The organism is Tateyamaria armeniaca (genome assembly GCF_045797845.1).
Classification (GTDB): Bacteria; Pseudomonadota; Alphaproteobacteria; order Rhodobacterales; family Rhodobacteraceae; genus Tateyamaria; species Tateyamaria armeniaca.
The window spans coordinates 1,750,761-1,772,918 of record NZ_JBHDIY010000002.1; the positions used below are offsets into that span (position 1 = coordinate 1,750,761).

Sequence of the window (22,158 nt, forward strand, 5' to 3'; positions counted from 1 at the left end):
GATGGATGACGATATCCAACAACGAGGGATGGATTTGCTCGCAGAGCGTGCGGCAAATTTGTTAGATTTTATTTCAAAAACTGCGCCTGGTTTCCTTGTTGAGACAGCAAAGAATGGAAGTCTAGTCCTTAACAAGGGCTTGCCCGACTATCTTGAAGCAAGCTACAATAAATGTGAGACTATACGAACGCTTCTTAAGCGCGACAGCCCGACCCTACTAGACGATGTGTATCAAGAGCAAAGGTTTCAATCCGATGGCAAAATACGGTCGGAGAAAGAAGTTTGTACATCCATAGGGTCTAGATTAGAAAGGACGATAATTTCTGGAGGCGCCGGCAGCGGAAAATCAGTCTTCCTTAAGAAGCTCTTTCGACGATCAATTGAGGATGGCCATACCTATTATCCAATTTTTTTCGAATTTCGATCGATTCCAATCGGATCCAAGAAGAGCTTACTCGACTATGTTTATCAGTCTGTTGCTCAGTACGCACCGACGTTCACAAAAAAGCAGTTCAACTTTGGCTTGCGGCGTGGCCTGTTTTTTCTAATGCTTGATGCGTTCGATGAAGCTCCAATAGATATCCGCGAGGAATTAGTTTTTGAAATTGACAGGATTTCTAAGAAATACCCGAAGTGTCCATTGCTAATAACTAGTAGGCCAAGCGATGAATTTCGCTCATGGGAGGGCTTTCATGTTGCCCACATGCAGCCTTTCTCCCTGCCACAGTGTAGATCGTTCATAGGAAAGGTCGATTATCCCACCGAGAAAAAGGATGAGTTTCTGGAATTCGTAACTGATGAGAAATTTGAAAAACATGGTGCGTTTCTATCAAATCCACTTCTCGCTTCAATGATGCTTCTCACATTTGAAGAATATGGGGATATCCCAGAAAGAAAGCACATATTCTATGAAAAATGCTTTCAAGTATTGCTCCGTGAACACGATGCTTCGAAGGGTCGGTTTAGGAGAAGTTATAGTAGTGGATTGAGTCATGAAGAACTTGAGAACGTCTTCACCTATTTCTGTGTATTTTCTTACCTTGAGAATAGGTTCAACTTCGAGCACTCTGATGTTGCGGCTGTAGTCGAATCTGCAATTGCGGCCAGTGGCGTATCTGCAACAATCCCTGCAGTTATTGAAGACTTTGTTGACGCGATTTCTATTTTGCAGAGAGATGGCAACCACTATGAGTTTACGCATAGGTCGTTCCAAGAATATTTCTATGCTCGGTTCGCTGTAAAGGATCGTGACCTATCCTTGATAGATAAAGTAGACGAAATTAGAGAAACAGGCAGTTCTGATGGAGCGATAAGAATGATTGCCGATATGGATAAGACTTACTTTGAAAGAAATTTTCTTCTACCCCTAGCTAGCAAACTGCTCAAAGATCTCAATGGAGTTGACCACGGCACCTCACCGGACAGATTGATTGGTAAATTCTGGGCTAGTGTTGGAATTCGTTTAAGTAAAAATGATGAGGAACAAAAAGACCAAGCTCGTGGTATGGAAACCACCATATACTACTCCACTATGTACGACGAGGAAGAGTATCCAAAAGAAAGCTTAATTTGATCTTGCTTAAATCAATGTTCGAATACGATCTTGAAGTCGAACGTATTGAACATGGTGTTGATCTGTCGGACGATGAAAAGCTGTCTATTTTTGACTTGAAGGAGTTACCTTCAGACCGACGTGATCGGGAGATCAAGGTTAACCATCAAAATCGGAGAAAGTTGGTTGCATTGAAGTGTGGGCGCTACGCATTAAACCTAAATAACCGTTTACAGATGCTACAAAAGCGCCTCGAACACGACATTTCGGCAAAGACCTCAAAGCTATCTGAAATGATTAAATCGAAGCCGCGTTGATCCGTCTCCAAAGTCCAAAGTCGGGCAGTGGATTGCCCGGCGCCTTCGGCTTGAGTCCGGGCTGGTGGCGCGTTGTTCGTCCGGTGGTTGCCTTGGCAAGGGGTGTATGTAGTGCATTGCTTGTGGGTGCGCAGTATGTACCACCCCCTTCACAAAACCCGCCAAACCCTCTAACCCGCTCCCAAGGTCGCTCCCGTTGATTCGGGCGCGTCCTACTTTCGTCCGAGACGGTGGGTGAGGCGTACCTCATAAATCCTGCCCGAGGCGGGAACAGACCTGTTTCTCCAGAAGCTCGCCGTTTTGAGCCTCTGGCGGTCTTGGACCCCCTGACTTTCGAGGACCAAACCGCCGGAGTGATCCGGTGCTACTAGAGCCGGGGACCCCGCAAAGGGCCCCCACAAATGGAGTGAAACTGTGGATAGAGCCCAGAAAGAGAAAGTGGTCGAGGAACTCGGCCAGATCTTTGAAAGCTCTGGCGTCGTTGTGGTTGCCCACTACGCCGGCCTGACAGTTGCCGAAATGCAAGACCTGCGTGCCCGTGCACGCGACAACGGGTCGAGCGTTCGTGTCGCCAAAAACAGGCTCGCCAAAATCGCCCTTGAGGACAAGCCGTGCGCAAGCATCGCTGATTTCCTGACGGGCATGACCGTTCTGACCTTTTCCGAAGACCCGGTGGCCGCGGCCAAGGTGTCCGAGGACTTTGCCAAGGAAAACGACAAGTTCGTGATCCTCGGCGGGGCCATGGGTGAGAACGCGTTGGACCGGGCCGGTGTGACGGCTGTGTCCAAGATGCCATCGCGCGAGGAGCTTATCAGCACCATCGCCGGCATGCTTGGCGCACCTGCATCCAATATCGCCGGGTCCATTGGCGCACCTGCAAGCAACATTGCGTCCATCTTGTCCACGATCGAGGACAAGGCGGCAGCGTAAGCAAACGTCTGAGCGGCGTGTGGAAATTGCACACGTTGGAACACACATATCGAAACGGAAAGAGCTGATAAAATGGCTGATCTGAAAAAACTGGCAGAAGAGATCGTTGGTCTGACCCTGCTGGAAGCACAAGAACTGAAGACAATCCTCAAAGACGAGTACGGCATCGAGCCTGCAGCCGGTGGCGCAGTCATGATGGCGGGCCCTGCAGATGCCGGTGGCGCTGCTGAGGAAGAGAAGACAGAATTCGACGTCGTTCTGAAGAACGCAGGCGCGTCGAAAATCAACGTCATCAAAGAAGTCCGCGGCATCACAGGCCTGGGCCTGAAAGAAGCCAAGGATCTGGTCGAAGCCGGTGGCAAGATCAAAGAAGGCGTCGACAAGGCCGAAGCCGAAGAAGTCAAAGCCAAGCTGGAAGCAGCTGGCGCAGAGGTCGAACTGGCCTAAGCATTTGTGGGCAGATTGCCCACCTCACGTTTGAAGGGCGCTCCGGTCATCGGGGCGCCCTTTTTCGTTCAGCTGGTGTGTTTGCGTCGTCGCAGTGCCCCCAGCCCGCCGAGCCCTGCCAGCAGCAGCCATCCTGCGGCCGGAAGTGGAACGGGCGCAGGCGTCGTGCCTGACAGGAAGGCCGGATCGCCGGTTGTTACCGTCAGCGTGGGGTCTGCGGTAAAGGACAGGAACGCGGTGTTGAAGAAGTCAGCCGATGATGCGCCGGAGTTGCCGAACCCGCGCTCTCTGACTGCGGTGCTTGCGTCCATCGACAGGTTGAACAGGTAGGTTTTGCTTTCGGTGATGTTGACGGTGAATTCCAGAAGCTCGTCGATCACCGCGCTGGTGTTGAAGGTTGCGTTTTGCGAGAACCGGTCCGAGCCCAGCGTCGTGAATCCGCTGGAATTGTCGACCAGCCGCATGAACGCGTTGACCGCCGAGCCCTCGCCGCCGAAGTTCCGTGTTGACGCGTGCGACAGCAGCCCTTCGAGCCCGAGGCGGAAGGTGATGTTGCCGGTGCCCGTGATCGTGAAGTCTTCGGCGAGGGAGATGGACATGCTGCTGGTGGCCCGCGACAGCACCTGAGAGGCGGGGGCCGTGATGTCTGCGGTTGCGCCAAACTTGATGGATCCGGCGGCCTGATCAACGGTGAAGCCGGAGGTCGCGTTGCCCGCGCCGGGGCCAAAGCTGTCCTTGACGTTTGCCTCGACCGAGGCGGATTCATTGCCGGTCAGGGGGATAAAGGTGCTTTGCATCTTTTCGTCGACATCCGTGTTCGGAGATCCCCCGACGCTCACCGACGAGTTGAGAGTGTAGAGGATGGTGGCCGCCGAAGCGGGCCCTGTCAGCGCCCCGCCGCACAGGAGCGCACCGCAGAGAAGAAGTTTGGAAATAGGTTTGGTCATCAAAATTTACCCGGTTAGATTGGTGTATCGGGTGTGAATCCTAACCGGCGGTATGAACGCCGTCTTTAGGGCAAATGCCCTAGGGACTTTGCCCTAAACTCATTTATATGAGGGGGTTAGGATGGACGTAACGCGGATCATAGACTTGCAGCGCGCGCTATTGCAGCCCGATGGGTTGTGGGAGGATGCCGCTGCCTGTGACACGCTTGAAACCTTGCTGCGCACCGACAAGCTGTATGAAGTTGGGCCGGACGGACAGGGCAGTGCCATCGCGGTGGCGAGCCGGTCGATGTCATCGAGCCTTGCGACGGGTATTGCAGACACGTTTCACGGTTATGACGCAGACGGGTTTTCCACCTTTGTCGATCCCTATGCGTCGTTCCTGCACCGGGTGCTGCGCAGTGCAGGGGCAGGGGCCTTTCACGACGCACCGCTGTTTGATCCTGAACAGCGCGAGGCCACCGTGGTTCATGCGCAGGCGTTGAACCCCAACCAGATCAACCGGCAAATGGCGGCCTCGACCCCGTTGTCGGTGGGAGAGGGGATGCTGATCGCCGGCTATACCTACGGCGAAGTGCCGGATGAGGCCTCGTCCGAGTTCAACTGGTTGAAGTTGCTGGAACCTGCGTTCAGTGCCGGGCGCAAGTTGCGCGCCGAATTGCAGCGCTATGAAGCGGAATGGGCCTTGTCGCTGGATGCCATGCCTGTCGCGCTGATCGTGTTTGACGCCGCGGGCAAGCTGTTGCACCGCAATGCCCGGTTTGAAGGAATGGCCGCGACGCATCCTGGTCTGGAAGCCTGTCAGAATGCGGCCGCGCGGCTTGCCCTGGATGTGCTGCGGGTCAGGCGCCGCGCGCGTTACATGGCGGATGCCCCGTTGAACGTCACCTCGAACCTGTCGCTGCCCTGCGGAGAGGTCACATTGTCTGCGGCCCAAGCCCCGTGGCCACATGGCGATCCGATCTGCCTGATCTCTATCGACGTGAAACCGCTGGTCCGGACCTTTGGACTGACGCCGCGCGAGGGGGAGGTCGCCGCCCGCATGGCGGACGGGTTGCAGGACAAACAGATCGCCCGTGATCTTGGGATCAGCCTGCACACGGTGCGCCGACATGTGGAACGTGTTCTGTCCAAAACCGGGTGCCAGAACCGCACCGAAGCAGCCCTGAAGCTAAAATCATTGCCATAGGGAATAACTGCGTCTTAAAGTAGGCGCACAACCTGTTGCCGCGCCCTGCGCCGCGATGAGAGATGTTTTGCGCATTTTCTCCGGTCGCCCTGTTGTGCTTTCGTTAAGCAACGCCTATGTCGGAGCTTCCGCTGGGAGCGTTGATTCGCGCCCGGCTTTTTGCGTCTTTAGATATGGCAGGAGCAGGTACACCACATCATTCCTCAAAATCTTTCGCAAAGAGCCGCCGCACCAAACCTCCGACGGCTCTTTAGGAAAGATTGAGATCGGGCGCGCGCCATGGGCAGGTGCGCAGGTATAGATCTTCTTTTCGGTCTTTGAGAGTTCGCACCGGACCGCCCTCCCGGACCGCGAACGCCACAAAGATGGAGTGCGAAAACCGCATGGCAAATACGTTCCTTGGCCAAAAACGACTTCGTAAATATTATGGCAAAATCCGTGAAGTTCTGGAGATGCCGAACCTCATTGAGGTGCAGAAATCATCCTATGACCTGTTCCTGAATTCCGGCGATGCTGAGACCCCCACGGATGGCGATGGCATCCAGGGTGTGTTCCAGTCGGTTTTCCCGATCAAGGATTTCAACGAGACCTCGGTTCTGGAATACGTCAAGTACGAGCTGGAAAAGCCCAAATACGACGTCGAGGAATGTCAGCAACGCGACATGACCTACTCAGCGCCCCTGAAGGTGACGCTGCGCCTGATCGTGTTTGATGTGGACGAAGATACCGGTGCCAAGTCCGTCAAGGACATCAAGGAACAGGACGTGTTCATGGGCGACATGCCCCTGATGACCCCCAACGGGACGTTCATCGTGAATGGCACCGAGCGTGTGATCGTGTCCCAAATGCACCGCTCGCCCGGTGTCTTCTTTGATCACGACAAGGGCAAAACGCACAGCTCGGGCAAGCTGTTGTTCGCTTGCCGTATTATTCCCTATCGCGGCAGCTGGCTGGATTTCGAATTCGACGCCAAGGACATCGTGTTTGCGCGCATCGACCGTCGCCGCAAGTTGCCTGTGACCACGCTGCTTTATGCCCTTGGTCTCGACCAGGAAGCGATCATGGACGCGTATTACGAGACCGTGACCTTCAAGCTGAAGAAAAACAAAGGCTGGGTTACCCCGTTCTTCCCCGATCGCGTGCGCGGCACCCGCCCCACATATGATCTGGTCGACGCAAAAACCGGTGAAGTCATTGCCGAAGCGGGCAAGAAGGTCACCCCCCGCGCCGTCAAGAAGCTGATCGACGATGGTAAGGTCAACGACCTGCTGGTCCCGTTCGAGCATATCGTTGGCAAGTTCGTGGCCAAGGATATAATCAACGAAGAAAACGGCGCGATCTATGTCGAGGCCGGTGATGAGCTGACCCTTGAGTACGACAAGGACGGCACGCTGATTGGTGGTACCGCCAAGGATCTGATCGATGCGGGCATCACGGAAATCCCCGTGCTGGACATCGATAACGTCAATGTCGGCCCCTACATGCGCAACACCATGGCCAACGACAAGAACATGAACCGCGAGACCGCGCTCATGGACATCTATCGCGTCATGCGTCCGGGCGAGCCGCCCACCGTTGATGCGGCGTCGGCCCTGTTCGACACGCTGTTCTTTGACAGCGAGCGCTATGACCTGTCCGCCGTTGGTCGTGTGAAGATGAACATGCGTCTGGCGCTGGACGCCGAAGACACCCAGCGCACCCTGCGCCGCGAAGACATCGTCGCTTGCATCAAGGCGCTGGTCGAGCTGCGCGACGGCAAGGGCGACATCGACGACATCGACCACCTCGGCAACCGCCGTGTCCGTTCGGTTGGTGAGCTGATGGAGAACCAGTACCGCGTGGGCCTGCTCCGCATGGAGCGTGCGATCAAAGAGCGGATGTCTTCCGTTGAGATCGACACCGTGATGCCGCAGGATCTGATCAACGCCAAGCCTGCTGCTGCTGCGGTGCGCGAGTTCTTTGGCTCGTCCCAGCTGTCGCAGTTCATGGACCAGACCAACCCGCTGTCCGAAGTGACGCACAAGCGTCGCCTGTCGGCCCTTGGGCCTGGCGGTCTGACCCGTGAACGTGCCGGTTTTGAGGTCCGCGACGTGCACCCGACCCACTATGGCCGGATGTGCCCGATTGAGACGCCTGAAGGGCCGAACATCGGTCTGATCAACAGCCTCGCCACCTTTGCGCGTGTGAACAAGTACGGCTTTATCGAAACGCCCTACCGCGTCGTGAACGAGGGTCAGGTGACGGATGAAGTCCACTACATGTCCGCCACCGAGGAAATGCGTCACACCGTGGCGCAGGCGAACGCGACGCTGGACGAGGGCGGCAAGTTCATCAACGAGATGGTCAACACCCGGAAATCCGGGGACTACACCCTGTCTCCTGTCGACTCTGTGGACCTGATCGACGTCAGCCCGAAACAGTTGGTCTCGGTAGCTGCGTCCTTGATCCCGTTCCTTGAAAATGACGACGCCAACCGTGCTCTGATGGGTTCGAACATGCAACGTCAGGCGGTTCCGCTTCTGCAAGCCGAGGCTCCGCTGGTCGGCACCGGCATCGAAGAAGTTGTGGCGCGCGATTCAGGTGCGGCCATCATGGCCAAACGTGCTGGCATCATCGACCAGGTGGACGCCACCCGGATCGTGATCCGCGCCACGCATGACCTTGAGCTGGGCGATGCAGGCGTGGACATCTACCGCATGCGCAAGTTCCAGCGTTCGAACCAGAACACCTGCATCAACCAGCGCCCGCTGGTGAAGGTGGGTGACACGGTTCAGAAGGGCGAAGTGATTGCCGACGGGCCAAGCACCGACATGGGTGAACTGGCGCTGGGCAAGAACGTGGTTGTCGCGTTCATGCCATGGAATGGCTACAACTACGAAGACTCGATCCTGATCTCCGAGCGTGTGTCGCGTGATGACGTATTTACCTCGATCCACATCGAGGAATTCGAAGTCGCCGCCCGTGACACCAAGCTGGGGCCGGAAGAGATCACCCGCGATATCCCGAACGTCGGTGAGGAAGCCCTGCGCAACCTCGACGAGGCGGGCATCGTTTATATCGGTGCGGACGTGGAACCGGGCGATATTCTGGTGGGCAAGATCACCCCCAAGGGCGAAAGCCCGATGACGCCGGAAGAAAAGCTCTTGCGCGCCATCTTTGGTGAGAAAGCCTCGGACGTGCGCGATACATCGCTGCGTGTGAAACCCGGTGACTTTGGGACTGTCGTTGAGGTGCGCGTCTTTAACCGCCACGGAGTAGAAAAAGACGAACGTGCGCTGCAGATCGAGCGTGAAGAAGTCGAACGTCTGGCCCGCGACCGGGACGACGAGCTGACCATTCTGGACCGCAACATCTATGCCCGTCTGGGCGACATGCTGCTGGGCAAGGAAATCGCCAAGGGGCCGAAAGGCGTCAAGGCAGGCAGCAATGTCGATGCTGATCTGCTCGAAGCGTTCCCGCGTTCGGCCTGGTGGCAGATTGCCCTCAAGGATGAGCAATCGGCACAGGTGGTCGAGGCCCTGAACGAGCAATATGAGGCGCAGAAACGTGCCCTCGATGCCCGTTTCGAGGACAAGGTCGAAAAGGTCCGCCGTGGTGACGATCTGCCCCCCGGCGTGATGAAAATGGTCAAAGTGTTCGTGGCGGTGAAGCGCAAGCTGCAACCGGGCGACAAGATGGCCGGTCGTCACGGCAACAAGGGTGTGATTTCGAAAGTGGTGCCGATGGAGGACATGCCGTTCCTCGCCGATGGCACACCGGTCGATTTCTGTCTGAACCCGCTGGGCGTGCCGTCGCGCATGAACGTCGGTCAGATCCTTGAAACCCACATGGGTTGGGCCGCACGTGGTCTGGGTGTGAACATCGACGAGGCGTTGCAGGAATACAAACGCTCCGGCGATCTGACCCCTGTGCGCGAGGCGATGACCCTGGCCTATGGCGAGGATGTCTACGAAGAAGGCATCAGCGGCATGGACGAGGACACGCTGGTTGAGGCCGCTGGCAACGTCACACGCGGCGTTCCCATCGCCACGCCCGTCTTTGACGGTGCGAAAGAGGCGGATGTGAACAACGCGCTGGAACGTGCGGGCTTCTCAACCTCGGGTCAGTCGGTGCTGTTTGACGGCCGTACGGGTGAGCAGTTCAGCCGCCCTGTGACCGTGGGCATCAAGTACCTGCTGAAGCTGCACCACCTTGTGGACGACAAAATCCACGCCCGTTCGACTGGACCGTACTCGCTTGTTACGCAGCAGCCGCTGGGTGGTAAGGCACAGTTCGGTGGTCAGCGCTTTGGTGAGATGGAAGTCTGGGCTCTTGAAGCCTACGGCGCCGCCTACACCTTGCAGGAGATGCTGACGGTGAAGTCGGACGACGTGGCGGGCCGGACCAAGGTCTATGAGAGCATCGTCAAGGGCGAGGACAATTTCGAGGCTGGTGTTCCAGAATCGTTCAACGTTCTCGTCAAGGAGGTCCGCGGTCTGGGCCTCAACATGGAACTCCTGGATGCAGAGGAAGACGAATAACGGGACCCGCGTAAGGCGCATTTAAATGCGCCTTACCTCCCCGTCGCACCCTTTGCTCCCCTTTCAAGGATTTGAAAATGAACCAGGAACTGACAAACAACCCGTTCAACCCGCTGACGCCGCCTAAGGTGTTTGACGAGATCAAGGTATCGCTGGCCTCGCCAGAGCGTATCCTGAGCTGGTCTTTCGGTGAGATCAAGAAGCCCGAGACCATCAACTACCGCACGTTCAAGCCCGAGCGTGACGGCCTGTTCTGCGCGCGTATCTTTGGCCCGATCAAGGATTACGAATGCCTGTGCGGCAAATACAAGCGCATGAAATATCGCGGCGTTGTCTGCGAGAAATGCGGTGTGGAAGTCACCTTGCAAAAGGTCCGCCGCGAGCGGATGGGCCACATCGAATTGGCCGCGCCCGTCGCGCACATCTGGTTCCTGAAATCGCTGCCGTCCCGCATCGGTCTGATGCTGGACATGACGCTGCGCGATCTGGAACGTGTGCTGTACTTTGAAAACTATGTGGTGACCGAGCCGGGTCTGACCGATCTGTCCTATGGCCAGATGCTGTCTGAGGAAGAGTACATGGACGCCCAGGACGCGTTCGGTATGGACGCCTTCACCGCCAATATCGGTGCCGAAGCGATCCGCGAGATGCTGTCCCAGATCGATCTTGAGGCCGAAGCCGAAACCCTGCGCGCTGATTTGAAAGAGGCGACAGGCGAGCTGAAGCCCAAGAAGATCATCAAGCGTCTGAAAGTCGTTGAGTCCTTCCTTGAGTCCGGCAACCGCCCCGAATGGATGGTTCTGACCGTGATCCCAGTGATCCCGCCGGAACTGCGCCCACTGGTGCCACTGGATGGGGGCCGTTTCGCGACGTCTGACCTCAACGACCTTTATCGTCGTGTGATCAACCGGAACAACCGTCTCAAGCGACTGATCGAGCTGCGCGCACCTGACATCATCGTCCGTAACGAAAAGCGGATGTTGCAGGAATCCGTGGATGCTCTGTTCGACAACGGCCGTCGTGGTCGCGTGATCACCGGCGCCAACAAGCGTCCGCTGAAATCGCTCAGCGACATGTTGAAGGGTAAGCAAGGTCGCTTCCGTCAGAACCTTTTGGGAAAACGCGTCGACTTTTCGGGTCGTTCGGTAATCGTGACCGGGCCGGAGCTGAAGCTGCACCAATGTGGTCTGCCGAAGAAGATGGCGCTGGAGCTGTTCAAGCCGTTCATTTACAGCCGCTTGGAGGCCAAGGGCCTGTCGAGCACCGTCAAGCAAGCCAAGAAGCTGGTGGAAAAAGAGCGTCCCGAAGTATGGGACATTCTGGATGAGGTCATCCGCGAACACCCCGTCATGCTGAACCGTGCGCCGACGCTGCACCGTCTTGGCATTCAGGCGTTCGAACCTGTTCTGATCGAAGGTAAGGCGATCCAGCTTCACCCGCTGGTCTGTTCGGCCTTCAACGCCGACTTTGACGGTGACCAGATGGCTGTGCACGTGCCGCTGAGCCTTGAGGCCCAGTTGGAAGCGCGCGTGCTGATGATGTCCACGAACAACGTGCTGTCGCCTGCCAACGGCGCGCCGATCATCGTGCCGTCGCAGGACATGATCCTCGGTCTCTACTACGTGACGCTGGAACGTGAAGGCCTGAAAGGTCAGGACATGGTGTTCGGGTCGATCGAAGAGGTCGAGCACGCGCTGGACGCGGGCATCGTGCACCTGCACACCAAGATCAAAGCCCGTCTGCCGCAGATCAACGCCGAAGGCCTTGAGGTCATGGAACGCTTTGACACGACCCCCGGTCGTGTGCTGCTGGGCGCGCTTTTGCCGCTCAACAACAAGGCGCCGTTCGAACTGGTCAACCGCCTGCTGCGCAAGAAAGAAGTGCAACAGGTCATCGACACGGTTTACCGTTATTGCGGGCAGAAAGAGTCCGTCATCTTCTGTGACCAGATCATGACCATGGGCTTCAAGCACGCCTTCAAGGCCGGTATCTCGTTCGGCAAGGACGACATGCTGATCCCCGAAACCAAGTGGCCCATCGTGGATGAAACCCGCGAACAGGTGAAGGATTTCGAACAGCAGTACATGGACGGCCTGATCACCCAAGGTGAGAAGTACAACAAGGTGGTCGATGCCTGGTCGAAGTGTAACGACAAGGTCACCGACGCCATGATGGGCTCCATTTCGGCAGCACAGAAGGATGAAGACGGGTCCGAACGTGAACCAAACTCGGTTTACATGATGGCCCACTCCGGTGCGCGTGGTTCGGTCACCCAGATGAAACAGCTGGGCGGAATGCGTGGCCTGATGGCCAAGCCGAACGGCGATATCATCGAGACGCCGATCATCTCGAACTTCAAGGAAGGTCTGACCGTTCTTGAATACTTCAACTCGACCCACGGCGCCCGTAAGGGTCTGTCTGACACCGCCCTGAAAACGGCGAACTCGGGCTATCTGACCCGTCGTCTGGTGGACGTCGCACAGGACTGCATCGTGCGAGATCGCGACTGTGGAACCGACAACGCCATCACAGCCGAAGCCGCTGTGAACGACGGCGAAGTCGTCTCGCCCTTGTCCGAGCGTGTTCTGGGTCGGGTCACGGCCGAGGATGTCCTCAAGCCCGGTACCGAAGAGGTTCTGATCGCCAATGGCACGCTGATCGACGAACGCATGGCGGATTCGGTTGACGAATTCGCAGTGCAGTCGATGCGCATCCGTTCGCCACTGACCTGCGAGTCCGAAGAAGGCGTGTGCGCGACCTGCTATGGTCGTGACCTTGCACGCGGCACCATGGTCAACACTGGCGAGGCTGTCGGCATCATTGCCGCACAGTCCATCGGTGAACCCGGGACACAGCTGACGATGCGGACCTTCCACATCGGTGGCGTCGCCCAGGGTGGTCAGCAGTCGTTCCTTGAAGCGAGCCAGGAGGGCAAGATCGTCTTCGAGAACGCGCAGACGCTCGACAATGCAAACGGTCAGACCCTGGTCATGGGCCGTAACATGAAGCTGATCATTCAGGACGAAAACGGCGAGGAACGTGCCAGCCACAAGCTTGGGTATGGCACCACCCTGTTCGTGTCCGAAGGTCAGAAGGTCAAGCGTGGCGACAAGCTGTTCGAATGGGATCCCTACACCCTGCCGATCATCGCGGAGAAAGCGGGTACGGCGAAATTCGTTGACCTTGTCAGCGGGATCGCTGTGCGGGACGAGACGGACGATGCGACAGGCATGACCCAGAAGATCGTGATCGACTGGCGCTCTGCCGCCCGTGGCAACGAGCTGAAGCCGGAAATCATTCTGGTCGATGCAGATGGTGAACCGGTCCGCAACGATGCGGGCAACCCGGTGACCTATCCGATGTCCGTCGACGCGGTTCTGTCCATCGAAGAAGGTCAGGATGTCGTTGCAGGTGACGTTGTTGCGCGTATCCCGCGTGAAGGCGCCAAGACCAAGGACATCACCGGTGGTCTGCCCCGTGTGGCCGAACTGTTCGAAGCCCGTCGTCCCAAAGATCACGCGATCATCGCCGAAATCGATGGTTACGTGCGCTTTGGCAAGGACTACAAGAACAAGCGCCGCATCGCGATCGAACCCAGCGACGAGTCCATGGACAAGGTCGAGTACATGGTGCCCAAGGGCAAGCACATCCCTGTGGCCGAAGGCGACTTTGTCCAGAAGGGTGACTATATCATGGACGGCAACCCGGCCCCCCACGACATCCTGTCGATCATGGGTGTAGAGGCGCTGGCGGATTACATGATTGACGAAGTGCAGGACGTGTACCGTTTGCAAGGTGTGAAGATCAACGACAAGCACATCGAAGTCATCGTGCGCCAGATGCTCCAGAAGTGGGAGATCAGCGACTCCGGCGACACCACGCTGCTGAAAGGCGAGCACGTGGACAAGCAGGAGTTCGATGCCGCCAATGCCAAGGCCGTGTCCAAAGGGGGCCGTCCGAGCCAGGGCGAACCGATCCTGCTGGGCATCACCAAGGCGTCGTTGCAGACACGTTCGTTCATCTCGGCGGCGTCCTTCCAGGAAACCACCCGTGTTCTTACCGAAGCCTCTGTGCAGGGTAAGAAGGACAAGCTGGTCGGTCTCAAGGAGAACGTCATCGTGGGCCGTCTGATCCCGGCGGGCACCGGTGGGGCGACGCAGGCGGTGCGCAAGATCGCCACGGATCGCGACAATGTTGTGATCGAGGCACGCCGCGAAGAGGCCGAGGCCGCCGCCGCACTGGCAGCACCGACAGCCGACGATGTGGTTGGGGGCGATGTGTTCAACACCGTCATCGACACCTCCGAGGAAAGCCGCGACTAGATCGCAGCGCCTGAAGACTTTGGAAAACCCCGCCCGTCGAGGCGGGGTTTTTCGTTTCTGCTGGCCTGCGTTTTTGCCATGTCTGATCGCGCTCGCAATGGTGTCGTGGCCTCTGGCCAACCTCTGCACCAGCCGCTAGCGTGCCGCGAACTTGAATGGCGGTTTGCCCATGTCCCCCAACACCCTTGGCGCAGTTTTGATGATGGCCTCGATGGCGGCGTTCACGCTGAACGACACGCTGATCAAGCTGACGCAGGGTGCGATGCCGCTGGCCCAGTTGCTGTTCCTGCGCGGCGTGTTGTCCACGGTGCTGATCTATGCGCTGGCCCGCTATCTTGGCAGCCTGCGGTTTGAGGTCGCGCGGCGCGACTGGTGGCTGATCGGACTGCGTGCCGCGACCGAAGTTGGCGCGGCCTATTTCTTTGTGACCGCCCTGCTCAACATGCCGTTGGCCAATGTGACGGCCATTTTGCAGGCGTTGCCGCTGACCGTTGCCGTGGCAGCAGCGCTCGTGTTTCGCGAACCGCTGGGGTGGCGGCGGATGTCGGCGATCCTGATCGGGTTCATGGGCATGTTGCTGATCGTGCGCCCGGGCGGAGACGGTTTCAGCCTGTGGTCGGCCTATGCGCTGATGGCGGTGGTGTGCGTGACGGTGCGGGATCTTGCGACCCGCCGCCTGTCTGCGGATGTGCCGTCGATGACAGTGACGCTGGTGTCATCGCTTGTCGTCACGCTCAGCTTTGGCGCAGCCTCGATTGTGACCGAGTGGGTGCCGGTCACATGGCTCTTGGCGGCGCTGATTGCGGGCGCGTCCGTGTTCATCATGGGTGCCTATTTCTTTTCCATCCGGGCCATGCGGGTGGGGGATATCGGGTTTATTGCGCCGTTTCGCTACACCGGCCTTGTCTGGGCGCTGGTGCTGGGCTGGCTCGTGTTCGGGGATTGGCCAAGCAACCTGACCTTGCTGGGCGCGCTGATTGTCGTGGCGACAGGGCTGTTCACGCTTTATCGCGAGCGCAAGGTGTCACAGCGCTGAAAAGGCACGCCGCACGGTGTCGGCGTCGATGGCGAACCGCTCGCGCAATAGCGCTTCGCCCGCTGCGTCCATCCGCGTCAGTTTGTGCGACTTGGCCGATGGTCCCTGGCGGGAGTCATTGTAGTCGTTGTGCCCGCGCAGCATCATGATGCTGTCCGTTACCGTAACCGTCGTCATCTTTTCGGCCAGCTTGTGATGGGCGAAATTCATGATGGTCTGGCGCGATCCGGGTGCCACCATCATGGCAAGGGCTGCGGTTTGGTAGGGCGCAGCTGTTTCGACAGCAGCGATCCCGTCCGCGCCGGGGCGCACGATGAAGCCGCGGTTGAAATCGATGGCCAGCAGGTTGTCCCGTGCGGCCAGATCCGACACATCCCCCGCCACCTGCCGCAACCGCGCGACGAAATCGACGGCCACGGCGTCATCGTCGTCCATGCGGAACTGCAGGCAGGGCGCGTCGCTGTCCACTCGGACCGAATTGATGATCTGTTTCATGATGGGCCGGTGCTGTGCAGGCGGATGTGACTGGATCACCGCCTGCGGCATATCGGCCAGCAGGGTTTCAAGGCGCGCGCGGTAGTGATCCGGCAGGCTGTCGCCAATCACCACGACAAGGGTGAAATCCGGGTCTGTCTGCGCGCGCAGCGCGGGCAGGGTGATGGTCTCGAATGTGGCAAATCTTTCCTCCATCCGGGCCGGGGCATAGAGATAGGCAAGCTTTTCCTCGAAGTCCTCAAAATCGACCTGAAAGCCCCCCACAGCAGGGTAGGAAAAGCGACAAAGACCGATAACCTGCATGCTCATTCACGACTGCCCTTGCGCTAATCGACGGCGCGTCGCTGCCGTTCAACCGCCACCTTATCGTAGCTGCGTCCCATGCGCACTTCGTCAAAATACACCACCTGTGTCGGCATCGGCCCCCGGTGGTTGCTGACGAAAGAGCGGTAGATGCCGTATTTGAAGTAGTAGGCCTTAGGCGCGTAGTTCTGGTTGAAGTTATGCGCGGCCACCCGGGCACCATTCTTGAAAACCTCGATGGTGCCCGGCGCCGACCTGGTATTCACCCGCACGACAAAATCTGTCCACTTTCCACGCAACTCGCGGATACTGGCAAGGTTGTAGTCCTTGATGTCGTTCCGGACGTTGTCAAAGGGGCCTGACAGGACATGGACCCGCAAAAAGTAGCGGTCCCCCAACATCTCCATCTGGAACACGCCCGGTTCGGACGGGAACCCGCCCGCCATCCCGGTGGGCCCGCCCTTCATCTTGACCTGGCCTACGGTGGTGCGCACCCGTGCACTGGTCTTGAAATCTGCGGGCAGATAGATCGAAAACGCCATCCACTGATCGGTTCCGTGACGCCAGTCCTTCTTGACATAAAGTTCCCAGCGTTCTCGGTCGTTGTCGCAGTCACTCCAGCCGTCATCCCATCCACAATCGCCCGCCCTGACCTCGAAACGCTGGGCCCGTTTCCCAAGGCGCGTAAGGTCCTTGACCTTAACGAATCCATGCTGCGTCGTGTTTTGTTTCATGCTGCGCTCGACCGGCAGGCGCTGGGCCTCGGCCAGGGTTGGCAGAACAAAGGCACAGAGCGTCGCACACATGGCCAGACTGGTGATCAGGCGTTTCATTTCAAATCCTTTTTTCGAAATAGGTGCTGGACTTAGGTGTACGCGTGGCATCCATTGCCTGTCCAGCGTAAGCAGAAAAAGACGTCAATTCAGACCAACCTGCGTCATGTCCGCATTCCCAAGGCTGGACCTGTTGACACGCTCAGAGACTCCCCTATACGCCCGCTATCTCGGACCGGGTGCATGCCCGAAACCGAAATCATAACCGAAGTGGACACGATCCGGCCCCTGCATTGGCCCGATCCTCTGGAAACCCACCGCGTCGCCCCTCACGGGAGCGATTGCGGTTTTTGCGCTTTTGTGGACGCACAGGGGCGATTGAATTGAAACCGCGGGGCCGCCCCGCACGACATATGTTGATGAGACGGGGAACATACCTGCAATGCCAACGATCCAACAGCTGATCCGCAAGCCGCGCCAGCCCAAAGTCAAACGCTCAAAGTCCCTTCACCTTGAGGGGAACCCGCAGAAACGCGGTGTGTGTACGCGCGTTTATACAACGACACCGAAAAAGCCGAACTCGGCCATGCGGAAAGTCGCCAAGGTGCGCCTGACCAACGGTTTTGAGGTCATCAGCTACATTCCCGGTGAAAGCCACAACCTGCAAGAGCACTCGGTTGTTCTGATCCGTGGCGGCCGTGTCAAGGACCTTCCCGGTGTGCGTTATCACATCCTGCGCGGCGTTCTGGATACCCAAGGCGTCAAAGATCGTAAGCAACGCCGTTCGAAATACGGCGCCAAGCGCCCCAAATAAGGAGAGCAGCAGATGTCACGTCGTCACGCCGCCGAAAAACGCGAAGTTCTGCCCGACGCCAAATATGGCGATAAGGTACTGACCAAGTTCATGAACAACCTGATGGTCGATGGTAAGAAATCGACTGCCGAACGCATCGTCTATTCCGCGTTCGACCGGGTTGAATCCAAGATCAAGCGCGCGCCCGTGGAAGTGTTCCACGAAGCGCTCGACAATATCCAACCTTCCGTCGAAGTGCGTTCGCGCCGCGTCGGTGGTGCCACCTATCAGGTGCCCGTCGAAGTCCGCCCCGAGCGTCGTCAGGCGCTGGCCATTCGCTGGTTGATCATCGCTGCACGCAAGCGCAACGAGAACACGATGGAAGAGCGCCTTGCAGGCGAGCTGATGGACGCAGTTCAGTCCCGCGGCACCGCTGTGAAAAAGCGCGAAGACACACATAAGATGGCCGACGCCAACAAAGCGTTCAGCCACTACCGTTGGTAAACCAGATACCCTGAGGACCATACCCCATGGCACGCGACTATCCGCTTCAACGCTACCGCAACTTTGGCATCATGGCACACATCGATGCCGGCAAGACCACATGTTCGGAACGCATCCTGTTCTACACAGGCAAATCCCACAACATTGGTGAGGTGCACGATGGTGCGGCTACAATGGACTGGATGGAGCAGGAACAAGAGCGTGGGATCACCATCACCTCTGCTGCGACCACCACATTCTGGCAGCGTCAGGAAGAGCCGACAGCCGATGCCACATCCGACACCAAGTACCGGATGAACATCATCGACACGCCCGGCCACGTGGATTTCACCATCGAAGTCGAGCGTTCGCTGGCCGTTCTTGACGGCGCGGTTGCCGTTCTGGACGCCAACGCCGGTGTCGAGCCGCAGACCGAAACCGTCTGGCGTCAGGCCGACCGTTACAAGGTGCCGCGCATCGTGTTCGTCAACAAGATGGACAAGATCGGTGCCGACTTCTTCAACTGTGTGAAGATGATCAAGGACCGCACAGGGGCCGTCCCTGCGCCAATCCAGATTCCAATCGGTGCCGAAACCGAGCTGGAAGGCATGATCGATCTGGTCACCATGAAAGAATGGGTCTGGGCCGGTGAAGATCTGGGTGCCTCCTGGGAACAGCGCGACATCCGCGACAGCCTGAAGGCGCAAGCCGATGAATGGCGCGCGCACCTGATCGAGACTGCCGTCGAAATGGACGATGACGCGATGGAAGCGTATCTGATGGAAGGTGAAGAGCCTGACGTCGACACGCTGCGCAAGCTGATCCGCAAGGGCACGCTGGCCATCAAGTTCATCCCCGTTCTGTGTGGCTCTGCCTTCAAGAACAAAGGTGTGCAGCCGCTGCTGAACGCCGTGATCGACTATCTGCCCAGCCCGCTGGACGTGGTCGATTACATGGGCTTCAAACCCGGTGACGAAACAGAAACCCGTGACATCGCCCGCCGTGCGGACGACGACATGGCGTTCTCGGGCCTTGCGTTCAAAATCATGAACGACCCCTTCGTCGGATCGCTGACCTTTACCCGCATCTATTCGGGTGTGTTGAACAAGGGCGACACGCTTTTGAACTCGACCAAAGGCAAGAAAGAGCGCGTCGGTCGGATGATGATGATGCACTCCAATAACCGCGAGGAAATCACCGAAGCGTTTGCGGGCGACATCATCGCGCTGGCCGGTCTGAAAGACACAACCACAGGCGACACATTGTCGGCTGTGAACGATCCGGTCGTGCTTGAAACGATGAACTTCCCCGATCCGGTTATCGAGATCGCGGTCGAGCCCAAAACCAAGGCCGACCAAGAGAAGATGTCCCAAGGTCTGGCCCGTCTCGCCGCTGAAGATCCGTCTTTCCGTGTGGAAACGGATCTGGAATCCGGTCAGACCATCATGAAGGGCATGGGCGAACTTCACCTCGACATTCTGGTCGACCGCCTGAAGCGCGAGTTCAAGGTCGAAGCGAACATCGGTGCGCCACAAGTGGCCTATCGCGAGACCATCGGTCACGAGGTCGAGCATACCTATACCCACAAGAAACAGTCGGGTGGTTCGGGTCAATTTGCCGAGGTGAAACTGATCATCTCGCCGACAGAGCCGGGCGAAGGCTATTCCTTTGAATCCCGCATCGTCGGTGGTGCCGTTCCCAAGGAATACATCCCCGGTGTGGAAAAAGGCATCAAGTCCGTGATGGACAGCGGCCCGCTGGCTGGCTTCCCCGTCATCGACTTCAAGGTGGCCCTGATCGACGGTAAATTCCACGATGTGGACTCCAGCGTTCTGGCCTTTGAAATCGCGGCCCGCATGGGTATGCGCGAAGGCATGAAGAAGGCCGGCGCCAAGATGCTGGAACCGATCATGAAGGTCGAGGTTGTGACGCCCGAAGAGTATACCGGTGGTATCATCGGCGACCTCACATCGCGTCGCGGTCAGGTGCAGGGTCAGGACACACGCGGCAACGCGATTGCCATCGACGCCTTTGTGCCGCTTGCCAACATGTTCGGCTACATCAACACGTTGCGGTCGATGTCCTCGGGTCGTGCGAACTTCACCATGCAGTTCGACCACTACGAAGCCGTGCCGCAGAACATCAGCGACGAGATCCAGGCAAAATTCGCCTAAGAAAGTAGTGATTGGTAAGATGTTTAATCGTCGACACATGATGCTTGGGGCCGTACTGGTCTTGGCCGGTTGCGCAGGTGAGACCACACCTGTGCAGACCGGACCGAACCCGTACACGGTCAGCAGCGTATCGGTTCAACTGGCGGAAAACGCGACCATCAAGGGTCGTGTGACGGATGAGGCGCTGCGCGACTCCATCATAGCCTCGGTCGAGCAGACATCGACTGCCCTTGCACGTGACGTACAGGGCGGGCCAACCAAAGCCCGCGCTGTCGTGGTCGTCACGGACATGCGTCTGCGAGATGCGGGCGCGCGCACCTTCGGGGGCGTGAATGGCATCGTCGGTCAAATGACGATTGTCGGGACCAACGGTAAGCCACTGAAAGACCCCGTATGGGTCAACTTCTCGGGTCAGGCCAAGAACTCGCAAATCGCCGTCAATGCGCTGCCGCTTGGAATGCTGATCAACGCGGCACGCAACAGCGCTGACCAAGAGTCGGGTGAAGACGTCAAATCTCTTATTGCAGGCTTTTCTAGCCTGATAGCAACGAAACTGTAGAACGCTCACCCTCTGAATGAGGGCATGGAGTTTAGAAGGAGGCCATCATGGCAAAGGCAAAGTTTGAACGTAACAAACCGCACGTTAACATCGGCACGATTGGTCACGTTGACCACGGCAAGACGACGCTGACGGCGGCGATCACGAAGTATTTCGGCGATTTTCAGGCATATGACCAGATTGATGGCGCGCCCGAAGAGAAAGCCCGTGGCATCACCATCTCGACCGCGCACGTGGAATACGAGACCGAGAACCGCCACTACGCCCATGTCGACTGCCCCGGCCACGCCGACTACGTCAAGAACATGATCACCGGTGCCGCCCAGATGGACGGCGCGATTCTGGTTGTGAACGCGGCTGACGGTCCTATGCCACAGACTCGTGAACATATCCTTCTCGGCCGTCAGGTCGGCATCCCGACCATGGTTGTCTACATGAACAAGGTCGACCAGGTCGATGACGAAGAGCTGCTCGAGCTGGTCGAGATGGAAATTCGTGAATTGTTAAGCTCCTACGAGTATCCCGGCGACGACATCCCTGTCATCCCCGGCTCGGCTCTGGCCGCGATGGAAGGGCGTGACGAAGAGATCGGCGAACAGTCGATCCGCAAGCTGATGGCGGCCGTGGACGAGTTCATCCCGACGCCCGAGCGCGCTGTGGACCAGCCGTTCCTGATGCCGGTCGAGGACGTGTTCTCGATCTCTGGCCGCGGGACAGTTGTGACTGGCCGTGTCGAGCGTGGCGTGATCAACGTCGGCGACGAGATCGAAATCGTGGGCATCCGCGACACCAAGAAGACGACCTGCACGGGCGTGGAAATGTTCCGCAAGCTGCTGGATCGTGGTGAAGCGGGCGACAACATCGGCGCCCTGCTGCGCGGTGTTGAGCGTGAAGGCGTTGAGCGCGGCCAGGTGCTGTGCAAGCCCGGTTCCGTGAAGCCCCACACCAAGTTCGAGGCCGAGGCCTACATCCTGACTAAGGAAGAGGGTGGCCGTCACACGCCGTTCTTCGCCAACTACCGCCCGCAGTTCTACTTCCGCACGACGGACGTGACCGGCACGGTTCAGCTGGCTGAAGGCACGGAAATGGTGATGCCGGGCGACAACGTGTCCTTCGGCGTCGAGCTGATCGCCCCGATCGCGATGGAACAGGGCCTGCGCTTTGCCATCCGCGAAGGCGGCCGCACCGTCGGCGCCGGCGTGGTGTCAAAGATCACGGATTGAGCTGCGCGGTAGGGCGGGGTTTCACCCAGCCTGACCGACACGTCGCGGCGGGGTGAAACCCCGCCCTACGGCTAGAAAAAAGACGCGATGAGGGG

The 22,158-nt window shown here is 58.0% G+C and carries 16 protein-coding genes; 13 read left to right on the forward strand and 3 right to left on the reverse strand.

What is annotated here, in order from left to right; all coding sequences use genetic code 11:
• The first annotated feature begins 1 nt into the window (after position 1).
• The 4 genes from ACERZ8_RS08885 to rplL all read left to right on the forward strand — a co-directional run bounded on the left by ACERZ8_RS08885 (position 2) and on the right by rplL (position 3,246).
• On the forward strand, positions 2–1,573 hold the full coding sequence (locus tag ACERZ8_RS08885; RefSeq protein ID WP_407591866.1) for an NACHT domain-containing protein: 1,572 nt from the start codon (positions 2–4) through the stop codon (positions 1,571–1,573).
• A 14-nt stretch (positions 1,574–1,587) separates the two neighbouring features.
• A complete protein-coding gene (locus tag ACERZ8_RS08890; protein WP_407591867.1) occupies positions 1,588–1,869 on the forward strand; it encodes a hypothetical protein in 282 nt (93 codons plus the stop codon).
• A gap of 414 nt (positions 1,870–2,283) precedes the next feature.
• A complete protein-coding gene (rplJ, locus tag ACERZ8_RS08895) occupies positions 2,284–2,799 on the forward strand; it encodes a 50S ribosomal protein L10 (RefSeq protein WP_299723084.1) in 516 nt (171 codons plus the stop codon).
• A gap of 72 nt (positions 2,800–2,871) precedes the next feature.
• Entirely contained in the window at positions 2,872–3,246 is a 375-nt protein-coding gene (gene rplL, locus ACERZ8_RS08900; protein ID WP_299723087.1) for a 50S ribosomal protein L7/L12, read from the forward strand.
• A gap of 68 nt (positions 3,247–3,314) precedes the next feature.
• Here the strand turns inward: rplL and ACERZ8_RS08905 are convergent, their stop codons facing one another.
• Positions 3,315–4,193 (reverse strand): VPLPA-CTERM sorting domain-containing protein, encoded by an 879-nt coding sequence (locus ACERZ8_RS08905; RefSeq protein WP_407591868.1) that lies wholly within the window; start codon positions 4,191–4,193, stop codon positions 3,315–3,317.
• Positions 4,194–4,314: 121 nt separating this feature from the next.
• Between ACERZ8_RS08905 and ACERZ8_RS08910 the strand changes: the two genes are divergently transcribed.
• From ACERZ8_RS08910 to ACERZ8_RS08925, 4 genes are all read left to right on the forward strand, one after another.
• Positions 4,315–5,382: a helix-turn-helix transcriptional regulator gene (locus ACERZ8_RS08910; protein WP_407591869.1), complete on the forward strand. Its 1,068-nt coding sequence runs from the start codon at positions 4,315–4,317 to the stop codon at positions 5,380–5,382.
• Between the two features lie 383 nt (positions 5,383–5,765).
• Complete coding sequence (rpoB, locus tag ACERZ8_RS08915; protein ID WP_407591870.1) at positions 5,766–9,902, forward strand: DNA-directed RNA polymerase subunit beta; 4,137 nt, start codon at positions 5,766–5,768, stop codon at positions 9,900–9,902.
• Between the two features lie 77 nt (positions 9,903–9,979).
• The gene (gene rpoC, locus ACERZ8_RS08920) at positions 9,980–14,224 is read left to right on the forward strand and encodes a DNA-directed RNA polymerase subunit beta' (protein WP_407591871.1); all 4,245 of its coding nucleotides are present in this window, start codon (positions 9,980–9,982) and stop codon (positions 14,222–14,224) included.
• A 169-nt stretch (positions 14,225–14,393) separates the two neighbouring features.
• On the forward strand, positions 14,394–15,260 hold the full coding sequence (locus tag ACERZ8_RS08925; RefSeq protein ID WP_407591872.1) for a DMT family transporter: 867 nt from the start codon (positions 14,394–14,396) through the stop codon (positions 15,258–15,260).
• Here the strand turns inward: ACERZ8_RS08925 and ACERZ8_RS08930 are convergent.
• Both ACERZ8_RS08930 and ACERZ8_RS08935 read right to left on the reverse strand, forming a co-directional pair.
• Positions 15,249–16,058 (reverse strand): putative rhamnosyl transferase, encoded by an 810-nt coding sequence (locus ACERZ8_RS08930; protein WP_407594223.1) that lies wholly within the window; start codon positions 16,056–16,058, stop codon positions 15,249–15,251. The two genes, ACERZ8_RS08925 and ACERZ8_RS08930, sit on opposite strands and share 12 nt — an antisense overlap.
• Before the next feature lie 23 nt (positions 16,059–16,081).
• Positions 16,082–16,891, reverse strand: a complete 810-nt coding sequence (locus ACERZ8_RS08935; RefSeq protein WP_407591873.1) for a heparin lyase I family protein — start codon at positions 16,889–16,891, stop codon at positions 16,082–16,084.
• Positions 16,892–17,273: 382 nt separating this feature from the next.
• Here ACERZ8_RS08935 and rpsL point away from each other — a divergent pair, with 382 nt between their 5' ends.
• Genes rpsL through tuf form a run of 5 tightly spaced genes read left to right on the forward strand, consistent with a single transcriptional unit; the run spans position 17,274 to position 22,063 of the window.
• A complete protein-coding gene (gene rpsL, locus ACERZ8_RS08940) occupies positions 17,274–17,645 on the forward strand; it encodes a 30S ribosomal protein S12 (RefSeq protein ID WP_024809820.1) in 372 nt (123 codons plus the stop codon).
• Between the two features lie 12 nt (positions 17,646–17,657).
• The gene (gene rpsG, locus ACERZ8_RS08945; protein ID WP_407591874.1) at positions 17,658–18,128 is read left to right on the forward strand and encodes a 30S ribosomal protein S7; all 471 of its coding nucleotides are present in this window, start codon (positions 17,658–17,660) and stop codon (positions 18,126–18,128) included.
• Between the two features lie 26 nt (positions 18,129–18,154).
• Entirely contained in the window at positions 18,155–20,281 is a 2,127-nt protein-coding gene (fusA, locus tag ACERZ8_RS08950; protein WP_407591875.1) for an elongation factor G, read from the forward strand.
• A gap of 19 nt (positions 20,282–20,300) precedes the next feature.
• Positions 20,301–20,840, forward strand: coding sequence for a hypothetical protein (locus tag ACERZ8_RS08955; protein WP_407591876.1), 540 nt, complete (start codon positions 20,301–20,303; stop codon positions 20,838–20,840).
• Positions 20,841–20,887: 47 nt separating this feature from the next.
• A complete protein-coding gene (gene tuf, locus ACERZ8_RS08960; protein ID WP_407591859.1) occupies positions 20,888–22,063 on the forward strand; it encodes an elongation factor Tu in 1,176 nt (391 codons plus the stop codon).
• The last annotated feature ends 95 nt before the right edge of the window (positions 22,064–22,158 follow it).